Origin of the sequence: Butyrivibrio sp. INlla16 (genome assembly GCF_900104155.1) — a bacterium.
GTDB lineage: Bacteria > Bacillota > Clostridia > Lachnospirales > Lachnospiraceae > Butyrivibrio.
On sequence record NZ_FMYB01000008.1, the window covers coordinates 71,377 to 83,957 of the forward strand.

Sequence of the window (12,581 nt, forward strand, 5' to 3'; positions counted from 1 at the left end):
AAAGCATTTTCGGAGGTTGTATAAATGGTTAACAGGAAAAAAAGAAAGGATACAAAAGATCTCCTTCTTATGGCACTGCCGGCGATTATCTGGTTTTTATTATTTTCCTATCTTCCGTTGTTTGGTGTGGCCTTTGCCTTCAAACAGTTTACTCCGGTGCCGGGGCAGTCGCTGTTTAGAAATCTGTTTATTAACAGCCGATTTGTCGGGCTCAAGAACTTTTCATTTTTGCTGAGATCCTCCGACATGCCAAAGATAATTTTTAACACACTGTCTTACAATATAATCTTTTTAATACTGGGAATTGCATTACCTGTAATTTTGGCGATATGCCTGACGGAATTACATAATAAGGTTTTTGTCGGCTATGTTCAGATGGTCACGGTGCTGCCGTACTTTTTATCCTTTGTAGTAGTGAGCTACTGCGTATACGGATTCCTTGCAACCGATGAGGGACAGCTGAATCACGTTCTCCGCCTTTTTGGATTGTCCTCGGTGCAGTGGTACCAGTCTCCGCAGTATTGGCGATTTATTTTGATAATTACAGAGCTCTGGAAATCAACCGGATATTCCATGATAATCTATCTTTGCTCGATTACAGCGATAGACCGTTCGCTTTATGAAAGTGCATCTCTCGACGGAGCGACCTTTATGGACAGGGCGAAATACATAACCCTGCCGTTGCTTCAGCCAACCATTGCAACGATCCTGATCCTTCGGACGGGAAGTCTCCTGGCATCGGATTTTGGCTTATTCTATCAGGTGCCGCTGGATTCTAATTCACTGCAACCTGTGACACAGACTCTGGATGTGTATGTTTATAAAGCTTTGATGAAACAGGCCAACTTCAGCTTCTCATCCGCTGCGGCCTTTCTACAGAGTGCAGTTGGCTGTATCCTCCTTATCCTGACCAACACCATAATTAAAAAGATAGACGAAGACAGTAGCCTCGGGTGATGCCTTATATGAGACTTCGCCTCCAACGGCGCCTGCTTATGCGTGGTCGTGGGAGTAGAGGGTTTGGTACTCTTTGGGGGACATGCCGTATTCTTTTTTGAAGGCTTTGAAGAAGCTGGAATAATCTCGGAAGCCGAAACGTTCATACGTCTTGCTGATGCTCTCGCCGTTTGTGATGGCGCTCTGGCACTCGGCAAGGCGTTTTTTGATTATGTACTGGTGGAGTGAGATGCCCAGGGTGTCCTTGAACATATGTGATATATAATACTTGCTTACGAAAAACTGCCCCGCGATATCATCGAGGGAGAGAGACTCTTCGAGATTATTTTCAACATAGGAGAGGACATTCTGGAAAAGTGATAACTCATCATTTTTGGATCCCGCATGATCTTCTTCATAGATCACGCGGTTTATTGTTATGATGAGATCGCATAGGCACAGATGTCTTGCGGTACTGCTGCCGTAGCGCTCCGCTGATATCTCCTCAAGAAGTCTTAAAAACCTGTGCTCCACCTGATGATATTCAGAGGGTGACAGGTGGTATATGTACTTGTGAAAAGCTTCCGCTTTTTGTATGAGATACATGTAATCAACAGATTCTGCCGTAAGGCTCTCACAGCATTTTTTACTGATCCAGAAGACAAATCGTCTGTAATTCTGTGTGGAATCATTCATAATGGCATGGTGACTCGTTCCGGGAGGAACAATCATCAGATCGCCGGGAGACATCCTGTGAAGAGTGGATTCGCCCTTTCCGGTGAAAATCTCCATTGTAATATCACCCTCGATAAAAAGGTAGAACTCATAGTAATCGTGGGTGTGAGGACTGAGGGTTGGGAAATTCCTGTCCGAATAGTAGAATACCTCGAAATCCGAGGAGAGCATATATTGTCTTGTATTAAAGGATGATCTTAGCTTATTTTTCATGAAAAATATTATATGGCAATTTTTGCAAAGTGCGCAACAACTAATTCTATTCTAAATCAAAGGTCAAAAAAGTAAGGTATAGATGTTGTTATTTTGGAAAATTTTGGAGGTAATCTATTTATGGAAATGACACTTCGTTGGTATGGCACAAATTACGATACGGTTAAGCTCTGGCAGATCAGACAGATCCCCGGAGTTCATGGAGTAATCACTACTCTTTATAATAAACAGGCGGGCGAACTCTGGGAGCAGAGTGAGATACAGGCGCTGAAAAAGGATGTTGAAGCAGAGGGACTTAAGATCGCAGGAATCGAGTCAGTAAATGTCTCAGATGCCATCAAGGCAGCAACCGCGGACAGGGATGAGCACATCGACAACTATATCAAGACTCTTGAGAATCTCGGAAAAGAAGACATTCACATGGTTTGCTACAACTTCATGCCTGTTTTTGACTGGACCAGAACCGAGCTTGCAAGAAAGAGAGCAGACGGCTCAACTGTTCTTGCTTATACCCAGGAGGCAGTCGATGCCATTGATCCCGAGAAGATGTTTGAATCTCTTGCAGGTGATACAAACGGCTCTGTAATGCCGGGCTGGGAGCCTGAGAGAATGGCTCATGTAAAGGAACTCTTTGAGATTTATAAGGATGTGGATGAGGATAAGCTCTTTGAAAATATTGTCTATTTCCTTAAGGCTATCATGCCTGTCTGCAACAAGTATGATATCAAGATGGCAATCCATCCCGACGATCCTGCGTGGTCTGTCTTCGGACTTCCCAGAATCATCAACAATGAAAAGAACATCTTAAAGCTTATGAAGGCAGTGGATGATGTTCACAACGGCGTGACCTTCTGCTCAGGCTCCTACGGTACAAGCCTTGAGAACGACCTTCCGCATATGATAAGAGCTCTCGAGGGCAGAATTCATTTTGCACATGTCCGTAACCTCAAGTTCATATCACCCACCAACTTCGAGGAGTCTGCACATCTGTCTTCAGACGGAACCTTCGATATGTACGAGATAGTCAAGGCTCTCTACGAGACCGGTTTCGACGGCCCTATCCGTCCCGACCACGGCAGAATGATCTGGGGCGAGGTTGCAATGCCCGGCTACGGCCTCTACGACAGAGCCCTCGGCGCAACCTACATAAACGGCCTCTGGGAAGCAATCGAAAAATCACATCAACGCGGACTGTGAAAAGGTAACTAATATGCCTTCCCCTTGGGGGGAGGATCCAACAACAGCCTTCCCCTTGGGGACGTCGGTCCAGCGCGGACCGAAGCGGAGCGTAGACAGGGTGGCGCGAAGCGCCGGATGAGGGGAAAACAAATCAGGAGAAAAGACCATGAAATTAAATTCATCAAGCATAAAATCAGACACCACCTGGAAGGAGAAAGGTTACATCCTCCCTACCTTCGACAGGGATAAAATGATAGAAGAAACCAAAGCCACTCCCCAGTGGGTTCACTTTGGAGCAGGTAACATTTTCAGAGCATTCCAGGCAAATCTCGCTCAGAGAATGCTGGAAGAAGGCCACGCTACCAAGGGCCTCACCATAGTTGAAGGTTTCGACTACGAAATAATCGAGAAGATGTACAGACCGCACGACAACCTCTCAATACTTGTAACGCTCAAGGCTGATGGCAGTGTGGAGAAAACAGTAGTTGAAAGTATCGCTGAATCCTGCATTCTTGATTCGGAAAATGACAAAGAATTCGAGAGACTAAAGGAGATATTCAGAGCAGACTCTTTGCAGCTCACTACATTTACAATCACTGAGAAGGGTTACTGTCTTACAAATCCCGCCGGGGAGCTCCTTCCGGCTGTGGCAGCAGATTTTGAGAACGGCCCCGAAAAGCCTGCAAGCTATATCGGAAAAGTGGTTGCGCTTTTATATGAGAGATTTTTATCAGGTAAAAAGCCCATCGCCATGGTAAGTACCGACAACTGCTCACACAACGGCGACAAACTCTTCGAAGCTATCAGTGCTTTTGCGGAGAACTGGGTAAAGAATGGCAAGGCTGACAAGGATTTCCTCTCTTACATAAAGGATGAGAGCAAGGTCTCCTTCCCCTGGTCAATGATTGATAAGATCACACCAAGACCCGACGACTCCGTTAATGAGATTTTGAAAAATGACGGAGTAGAAGAACTGGAAGCAGTTGTAACAAGTAAGAACACCTGGGTAGCCCCCTTCGTAAATGCAGAGGAGAGCGAGTACCTTGTAATAGAGGATAAATTTCCGAACGGCAGACCCGCGCTTGAAAAGGTCGGCGTTATTTTCACAACAAAAGAGACAGTTGATAAAGTTGAGAGAATGAAGGTCTGCACCTGCCTTAATCCGCTTCACACATCCCTTGCAGTATTCGGATGCGTCCTTGGCTATGACAAGATTTCCGAAGAGATGAAGGATGAGGACCTTGTGGCACTTGTTAAGAAGGTTGGCTATGTCGAGGGACTTCCCGTTGTTACGGATCCCGGAGTTATCAAACCTCAGGAATTTATAGATACAGTAGTTAACGTCAGAATCCCTAATAAGTTCATGCCGGATACACCGCAGAGAATCGCCTGTGATACATCGCAAAAGCTTCCGATCAGATTCGGTGAGACAATTAAAGCCTATGCGGCTTCGGATACTCTTGATGTGATGGACCTTAAGTGTATTCCTCTTGTTTTTGCAGGCTGGCTTCGTTACCTTATGGGAGCAACAGACGATGGTAAGACCTTTGAGCCCAGTCCCGATCCGCTTCTTACAAAGTGTCAGGAGTATGTTAAGGATATTCGTCTCGGTGAGAAACTTTCGGCAGATGAGCTGAAGGCGAAGGTTCTTCCGCTTCTCAAGGATGAGAAGATATTTGGCGTGGACCTTGAGCAGACAGGTCTTGCAGACAGAGTAACAGACTACTTTGCAGCCATGATTGAAGGCGAAGGCGCAGTGCGAAAAACGCTTAGAAATGTGACTGTATAAGCAATTGAAAATTACACACCTGAGCTTTTACCCAAGCTTTTCTCCGTACACAGTCCTCTTATGTGCGGAGCTGTTTACTGCAGAAAAGTATTGGGTATGAAGGAAAAGCTCGCTTTCATAAGCCCGTGCATTGCTAAGAAAATGGAGATTGATGATCTAAACAATGCAGGGCTTGTTTCTTCATGTATCTAAAATGGCGTAACAATCTTGACGACATTTTGTGGGACTCGAGGTGATAAGGTGATTTGGTAATGATTCTTACAGGCAAGAATGCTTAATTATTGTAGTGTGATATAAATGTGATAATTAAGGAAATATAATAAGCGTGTAAGATGAAAACAACGTAAAACAAACATTTTTTGTGAGGGAGAGATAATTATGGAAAAGAAACTTGTAGCAGCAACACTTGGATTGGTATTTGTACTTTCTGCATGCGGACAGACCGGCGGAACAGAGGCAGGAACATCGCAGCCTGCAGAGACAACAGCGCAGGAAACTGAAGCAGCAGAGACAACAACTGAGGAACCGGAGGAGGCTGAGGCTTCAGAGGAGACAGAAGCAGCCGATGAGGAGAGTTCTGAAGAAGGCAAGAAGGCTGAGAATTCCGATGTTATAACTGACAACGTGATCACAGCAGATCTTTTCGAAGTAACAATACCTGATGAGTTTTCAGGGATCTTTGAAGCAGAGGTCAGCGAAGGCAGAGTAGATATTTATCATAAGCAGACCAGAGAGGAAGGCTTCCCCGGACTTATTTTCTCAATCTGGGCAAGAGAGACACCTTCAGAATATGCCGGCGGACCTTATATGAAGAAGGGCGAGCTGTTTGACAAGGATGGCGCTAGCTACGATGTGGTAAAGGGCGAAGCAACAGAGATCCAGTGGGACTACAACAAGGACATGCCCGAGGATTTCGGAAAACTCTATGATGCTGCTGAAGACATTATCAAAAACATCACTGCTACAAACGGCGGAACCTTCAGTTATGGCGCAGGCATGAAGGGCGAGGATCTTTACGCTTATACATTTAGTGATTTCATTGACGCTTTAAATGAAGGCGCAGATGCCAATAAGCTCGAGGAGATGGGCTATGCACCTGACTACTATGCAATAATGCAGGCAGAGGGCGAGGACGGCCTTTCAAAAATCGGCTTTGCATACAAGGATGTAAATGTGGACGGTATTGATGAACTTTTCATAGGTGATATTGAGAGCGGTGCGATCTACGATGTATTCACAATGGTAGACAAAGAAGCAACTCACGTAGTAAGCGGCGGAGCAAGAGACAGATACTATGTATACGACAATTCATTTATCTCCAACGAATACTCCGGCGGAGCAGAGGAAAGCGGCGTTACACTTTATGCACTTATGAACAATGACACAGATATGGTTTGTCAGTACGGCTATAAGTACGATGGCTACGAGGACGAGGAAAAGCCCTGGTTTGCTACCTATGATATGGAGGAATGGACTCCTATCTCTGAGGAAGAGTACGATGAAGCTATGAAGAACTACGAGGGCCAGAAGGAATCAGACGTTGAACTAAAGCCTCTTTCAGATATTGCTCCGGTAGATTTTTCAAAAGTTGATATGTCACAGTATGCAACCTTCACTGAACTCGTTGACAGCCTTAAAGCAGGAATGGGCTACGCAAACGTAACTATCGATGGTACGGATGCTCTTTTGGTAGCAAGCGGTTGCTACAAGTGGGATGACACAGACGCAGCAATTGATTCATCAATTTTCATATATGATGAGAACGGTGCCGTTAAGTATCTTGGCAGTGTTACTTCACAGGGAACAGCTAATCCCCTGGCAATGGCTGACGGCAAGCTTATCACAGCAGGTCACCACTTTGTTACCAAGAACACAATCAAGGATGGAAAACTTGCAGTAGCTGAGGAAGCTTCCGAGACCTTCGATACCGACGGAAATGCAACCTATTATGTCGGCGAAGACAAGGTGGATGATGACACAGAGCTTCAGCGTATGTTTGATGAAGCAATGAATGCAGAGATCATCAATTTCCAGCCTGTCGCTGAGTGAAACTTATTGTAGATAATTCTCTTCTCCCCGGAAATCATAAACAGATTCCGGGGAGTTTTTATTTTTGTTTTAGTTGACATAACTATATGTTTGTACTAACCTATAGCAAAGCTGTGAAGAGAAAGAGTAAGTTGTTAGGAGCTTTACAGAGAGTCGGCGTTTGGTGAGAGCCGGTGAGCAAGCAGCAACCGAACATGGTCTTGGAGCCGCGTACCGAGGTTCTTTTGAACTTAGGCTACGACGGGTGCGCCCGTTACAGTGCCGGACTATCGATGGACCATTTCCCATCCGTAGTTGCTAAGGCTCATATCGTGAGGTGTGAGTGAATTAGGGTGGTAACACGAAGCGTAAGCTCTCGTCCCTGAAAATAATTCAGAGAGGAGGGCTTTTTTGTACAAAAAATTAAGAAACTGCTGATTGTTATCAAACTTAATTCAAAGGAGGAAATGAGATGAATAGAAATATATTGATAGGTGGTGCCTGGCCCTATGCCAATGGCTCATTACACATCGGACATATTGCAGGACTTCTTCCCGGCGACGTACTAGCAAGATATCACAGAGCATGCAGGGACAGAGTATATTTTGTTTCGGGCAGTGATTGTCACGGAACACCTGTAGCCATCAGGGCTAAGTCTGAGGGAAAATCTCCCCGGGAAATCAGTGATCATTATCATGAAGAATTTGTGGACTGCTTTAATCGTCTTGGGTTTAGCTACGACTGCTATACCAAAACTTCTGACGATGCGCATAAAGAGTTCGTGCAGGAATTCCACAGAAGGCTCTACGACGGAGATTATGTTTATGAAAAGGAGACGCCTCAGGCCTACTGCGAATGCTGCAATACTTACCTTGCGGACAGATTTGTGACCGGTAGCTGCCCTGTTTGCGGTGAGCCTGCAAGGGGAGATCAGTGTGACGCCTGCGGAACGGTTCTTGATCCGGAGATTTTAAAAGAGCCTATCTGCGCTGTCTGTAAGAACCCGGTGACATTCCGGGCATCTACTCATTTGTACATTGCTATAAGTAAACTGGAAAAACAGCTCCGCGACCTTGTTGATAATGAGGTTAACTGGAGAAAAAATGCCATATCTTTCACAAACCGATACATTGATGAGGAACTTAGGGACAGAGCACTTACCAGAGACCTTGAATGGGGAATTCCCGTTCCAAAGGAAGGCTATGAGAAAAAGACAATTTATATCTGGGCTGAAAATGTGCTGGGGTATTTGTCCGCAGCAAAGCAGGTAACTGACCGGGAAGGTGAGAGCTTTGACGAGCTTTTCGGAGAAAATGCAAAGCACTACTATGTCCATGGCAAGGACAATATTCCCTTCCACACAATTATTTTACCTGCACTTTTGCTGGCTCACGGCGCGGGATATCGTCTTCCCGATCAGATAGTATCAAGTGAATATCTCACATTGGAAGGAAAGAAGATTTCCACAAGCAGAAACTATGCCATATGGGTAAAAAATCTTCTGGATAAGTATGATTCCGATTCTCTTCGCTATTATTTTCTGGCGAACGGACCCGAGAAAAAGGACTCAGATTTTTCCTGGTCGGAATATGTTAATAATCATAACGGCGAACTTCTAGGGGCCTACGGAAACTTCATAAACAGAACTCTTACGTTTATCACTAAGTATTTTGACGGGGTGATCCCGGAGGGCACTTCCTCAGGAGACTGGGATGATACGCTGAAACAGCTATACACCTATACAGGCGAACAGATCGAAAAAGGAAACTTCAAGGATGCCATAGAAGGTGTATTTGAAGTGGTGCGAAAAGCCAACAAATATTTTGACGAACAGGAGCCCTGGAAAACAATAACAAGTGACGAGGCAGCCTGCAGAAATACTTTGTATCAGTGCGTTCAGATCATTGCGAATCTGGCTGTAGTACTTGCGCCATTCCTGCCATTTTCATCGGATAAGGTCTGCAGCTGGCTTGGAATAAATACGGACTGGGAGTTCAAAGTGATTCCTTCAGGTTACAGACTTCCTGAGATATCAATCCTGTTCGAGCGTCTCGACAAAGCTGTTATAGAGGAGGAGAGAGATAAACTTAAGGACTTGTGAGTCGGTGGTGATGGATCGCTGGGAGAAGTTACTACTATGAGTTACTGTTAGAAGCAGCAAAGGATATAGCAATAAAGAATAGAAAAACATAGTAAAGAGCAGAAAAGAATAATAAGGAGTATAAAGAACAGCCAAGAAAATGACGAAAAATTATTAGTAAACGTTAATTAGTTTCAACCAAAAAATAGGGGGATGAAACTTGAAAAAAATACTGAATCATACGGCTAAAGAACTGGTTGGGATCATTGCTGTTTTTGTTTTATTGGCAGCGCTGATCACTGTCGGTAGTACCGCAATTATGAAACAAGCTGCTTCTAAGCAGGAGCAATCAAAGGGACAGCAACAGGAAGCAGTCACTAATACTGTGGAAAACGGCACATTATCTCATGATGGTTACAAGCTAGAGAAGATTGTTGTTCTGAGCAGGCACAATATCAGGTCTCCGCTTAGCGGAGGCGGGTCACTGCTTGGAACAATCACTCCGCATGAGTGGTTTGAGTGGTCGTCAGCACCCAGTGAACTTTCACTTAGAGGCGGCGTACTCGAGACAGAGATGGGGCAGTTTTTCAGAAAATGGATGGAAGACGAGAGTCTTATTCCGGAAAACTGGTATCCGACCGGTGAAGAGTGCAGAATATATGCTAACTCCAAACAGCGTACAATAGCTACGGCTAAGTATTTCTCAAGCGGGGCATTTCCGACAGCAGGTCTTGACGTTGAATGGCATGCCGATTTTGATACGATGGATCCGGTGTTTAATCCGCAGCTTACCTTTACGAGCGATGAGTATGCAGACGATGCTACGGAGCAGATTTTTGATCTGTACGGCCCTGCGATTGAAGACCTGAAGGATAACTACGAGCTGATCACCGATGTCATAGATATGGAAGAGTCCGAGAGCTATAAAAGCGGAGATGTAGGAGATTTTGTCACAAGTGACAGCGTGATTAAGCTGGAGACCGGCGCAGAGCCCGCTATGTCAGGCTCTCTGAAAACTGCCTGCTCTGTAAGTGATGCACTTGTCCTTCAGTACTATGAGGAAAGCGATGCGAAAAAAGCTGGCTTTGGAAATGACCTCAGTCAGGAGCAGTGGGAAAGTATTTCGGAGATCAAGGATGTCTATGGTGATGTCCTGTTTACAGCTCCGCTTGTGGCATGTAATGTAGCAAATCCGCTTCTTGAGGAAATCTATTCTGAGATGAATACTGATGGAAGAGTGTTCACTTTTTTATGCGGACATGATTCAAATGTAGGCAGCGTCCTTGCGGCTCTCGGTGCCTCAAGCTATGAACTTCCTGGAACCATTGAGAAAAAGACACCTATTGGCTGTAAGCTTGTATTTTCAAAATGGACTGATTCCAAGGGTGAGACCTTCTGGGGAGTGAATCTTGTATACCAGTCCACGCAGCAGCTTAGAGATACATCCCTTTTGGATTTAAACAAGCAGCCCATGATTTATAACATGATGTTTGATGGGATATCACAAAACAGTGAGGGACTCTACAAAAATGATGACATCATGAAAATGTTCGAGAATGCAATCGGTGAGTATGAGAAACTTTATGAGCAATACGCTGATAAAGCGGCCTAAAATAAGGGCTGTCGCAATTATGCGGCAGCCCTTATATATTATTATGAATTATGCTCAATGAGATAATCGTTAAGTGCATCTACGATCTCGTCACCATCGATACCATGTACTGCACAAGCCTCGGAAAGTGATTCCATCTGTGAAGCGGGGCAGTGGATGCAGCCCATGCCACACTCCATAAGAAACTGTGCTGCGAGAGGGTGCTTTGTGATGATTTCACCCACGAGCATATCTGAACTGATAGGTTGTTCGCTCATTATTTTATTCCTCCTATATCTCAAAAAATACAAATTAAAATTTGCACAATCTATTTTAGATAATGCATTTTAACAAGAATCGATTCTTTTTACAAGCACAAAAAGTGTAATGCCTTTGTTGTAACCTGAAAATATGTAAACAACAAAATTCGTAACGAAGAGGGTGATTGTTGTATGCGAAAACTATTGGAACAATAAATATGACATAGCAATTAGGATTTGTTGTACGACGGAGATTAAAAAACAATAAATACAAAGAGTCGGTTAAGATTTGTTGTACTCTGAAAATTGGTGTACAACAATAATTCCGGTAATAACAAGACTTGTTGTAAACCAGCGTGGGAGCGTGCAACAAAAATATGAATTAGAGAAAGATTTATTGTATCATAGGGTTAAATCGTACCCAAAGTCAAATTCATGATATGAAAGGGACAATTAACCATATCACGCAGTATTCTAGCCGGTACACTTTTCCGTACCACCTATAATTAATCTGCGTACTTGATATAAAAAATATACCACCTATAATAAAACCATCAGCTGAAAAAAATTTAGAAAGGACTTTACAGATGAGAAAGGCAGCAAACGATACAGACAGATGTGTTGCCTGCGGAGTCTGCGCCGCGCAGTGCCCAAGAGAGGCGATAGATATTTTCAAGGGATGCTACGCAGTTGTTGATACCGACAAATGTGTGGGATGCGGCATATGCGAGAAAGCATGCCCGGCGGGCTCCATAAAGGTTGAAGAGGTGGATGATGGCAACAAACAGAAAAAAGCACTGGTATGATTACCTGTGGATATGGACAATAGTTTATTTTGCGCTGGGATTTTTTAATATCCTTTTTGCGTGGCTCGGAATGATAGATTTCATATTGCCGCTGATTTTTGCAATAGTCGGCGGCAATAAATGGTTTTGTAATCATATGTGCGGAAGAGGGCAGCTCTTCTGGGTGCTCGGAAGGAACCTTAAATGTTCCAGAAGAAAACAGGCTCCGAGGTGGATCTCTTCCAAGTGGTTTCGCTATGGATTCCTTGTATTTTTCCTTACTATGTTTGGAACTATGATTTTCCAGACCTATCTTGTGTTCTCAGGAACGGGTTCACTTCGAAAAGTGGTAAAGCTTTTCTGGACATTTAAAGTGCCGTGGAAATGGGCTTATAATGGAAGTATATTCCCGGACTGGGTAGCGCAGTTTGGATTTGGATTCTATAGTCTGATGCTTACATCAACGCTGATAGGACTTATAGTAATGGCACTTTATAAAGAGAGAACCTGGTGCTCATTTTGTCCGATGGGAACAATGACGCAGGGAATCTGCAAATTGAAAAATAAGGAAAGGTAAGAGATTATGACATTAAGTGAGAGAGCCGAAAAGGCAGTAGCTTTAAAGAATTCCGGACAGTATAACTGTTCCCAGGCTGTGACGGCAGCACTGGCAGACCAGACAGGACTTAGCGAAGAGCAGCTTAAACAGATATCTGCAGGCTTCTGTGCAGGTATGGGCAACATGGAAGCCACCTGCGGTGCACTTATCGGTGCGGGCATGATAGCGGGTCTTAAGACAGAAGGAAAAGGAACTCTTTCAGTAACGAAGCAGATTCAGGAAGAGTTTGGGAAAAGATGCGGCGCATTAAAATGTAAAGATTTAAAAGCCGTAACAAACGGAAAGCCCTTATGCCCCTGTGAGGACTGTGTCAGAAACGCAGTTATTATCTACGGAGAAGTCATGGGGTTATAACCATCATGTAGT

The 12,581-nt window shown here is 44.3% G+C and carries 12 protein-coding genes and 1 other annotated feature; of the genes, 10 read left to right on the forward strand and 2 right to left on the reverse strand.

The features are described from left to right. Window positions 1-24: 24 nt before the first annotated feature. Window positions 25-957, forward strand: coding sequence for an ABC transporter permease (locus BLR42_RS05725; RefSeq protein ID WP_091867381.1), 933 nt, complete (start codon window positions 25-27; stop codon window positions 955-957). Between the two features lie 36 nt (window positions 958-993). Here the strand turns inward: BLR42_RS05725 and BLR42_RS05730 are convergent, their stop codons facing one another. Beyond that, complete coding sequence (locus BLR42_RS05730) at window positions 994-1,884, reverse strand: AraC family transcriptional regulator (RefSeq protein ID WP_091867383.1); 891 nt, start codon at window positions 1,882-1,884, stop codon at window positions 994-996. Window positions 1,885-2,004: 120 nt separating this feature from the next. Here BLR42_RS05730 and uxuA point away from each other — a divergent pair, with 120 nt between their 5' ends. The 6 genes from uxuA to BLR42_RS05760 all read left to right on the forward strand — a co-directional run bounded on the left by uxuA (window position 2,005) and on the right by BLR42_RS05760 (window position 10,572). Next, window positions 2,005-3,081, forward strand: coding sequence for a mannonate dehydratase (uxuA, locus tag BLR42_RS05735; RefSeq protein ID WP_091867385.1), 1,077 nt, complete (start codon window positions 2,005-2,007; stop codon window positions 3,079-3,081). Window positions 3,082-3,229: 148 nt separating this feature from the next. Further along, on the forward strand, window positions 3,230-4,852 hold the full coding sequence (locus tag BLR42_RS05740; RefSeq protein WP_091867387.1) for a mannitol dehydrogenase family protein: 1,623 nt from the start codon (window positions 3,230-3,232) through the stop codon (window positions 4,850-4,852). 3 nt (window positions 4,853-4,855) lie between these two features. After that, the gene (locus BLR42_RS05745) at window positions 4,856-5,044 is read left to right on the forward strand and encodes a [Fe-Fe] hydrogenase large subunit C-terminal domain-containing protein (RefSeq protein WP_091867389.1); all 189 of its coding nucleotides are present in this window, start codon (window positions 4,856-4,858) and stop codon (window positions 5,042-5,044) included. Window positions 5,045-5,230: 186 nt separating this feature from the next. Beyond that, entirely contained in the window at window positions 5,231-6,901 is a 1,671-nt protein-coding gene (locus BLR42_RS05750) for a hypothetical protein (RefSeq protein WP_091867392.1), read from the forward strand. A gap of 104 nt (window positions 6,902-7,005) precedes the next feature. Then, window positions 7,006-7,267 (forward strand) — a binding site (T-box leader). 85 nt (window positions 7,268-7,352) lie between these two features. Continuing rightward, on the forward strand, window positions 7,353-8,981 hold the full coding sequence (gene metG, locus BLR42_RS05755) for a methionine--tRNA ligase (protein WP_091867393.1): 1,629 nt from the start codon (window positions 7,353-7,355) through the stop codon (window positions 8,979-8,981). A gap of 199 nt (window positions 8,982-9,180) precedes the next feature. Further along, window positions 9,181-10,572, forward strand: a complete 1,392-nt coding sequence (locus BLR42_RS05760; RefSeq protein ID WP_091867394.1) for a histidine-type phosphatase — start codon at window positions 9,181-9,183, stop codon at window positions 10,570-10,572. 41 nt (window positions 10,573-10,613) lie between these two features. Here BLR42_RS05760 and BLR42_RS05765 read toward each other — a convergent pair whose 3' ends face one another. After that, entirely contained in the window at window positions 10,614-10,829 is a 216-nt protein-coding gene (locus BLR42_RS05765) for a DUF1858 domain-containing protein (protein WP_022763246.1), read from the reverse strand. 569 nt (window positions 10,830-11,398) lie between these two features. Between BLR42_RS05765 and BLR42_RS05770 the strand changes: the two genes are divergently transcribed. Genes BLR42_RS05770 through BLR42_RS05780 form a run of 3 tightly spaced genes read left to right on the forward strand, consistent with a single transcriptional unit; the run spans window position 11,399 to window position 12,569 of the window. Beyond that, window positions 11,399-11,617, forward strand: coding sequence for a DUF362 domain-containing protein (locus BLR42_RS05770; protein WP_022763245.1), 219 nt, complete (start codon window positions 11,399-11,401; stop codon window positions 11,615-11,617). After that, on the forward strand, window positions 11,586-12,173 hold the full coding sequence (locus BLR42_RS05775; protein ID WP_091867396.1) for a 4Fe-4S binding protein: 588 nt from the start codon (window positions 11,586-11,588) through the stop codon (window positions 12,171-12,173). Before BLR42_RS05770 ends, BLR42_RS05775 begins: the two co-directional genes overlap by 32 nt. 6 nt (window positions 12,174-12,179) lie before the next feature. Next, window positions 12,180-12,569: a C-GCAxxG-C-C family protein gene (locus tag BLR42_RS05780; RefSeq protein WP_091867398.1), complete on the forward strand. Its 390-nt coding sequence runs from the start codon at window positions 12,180-12,182 to the stop codon at window positions 12,567-12,569. The last annotated feature ends 12 nt before the right edge of the window (window positions 12,570-12,581 follow it).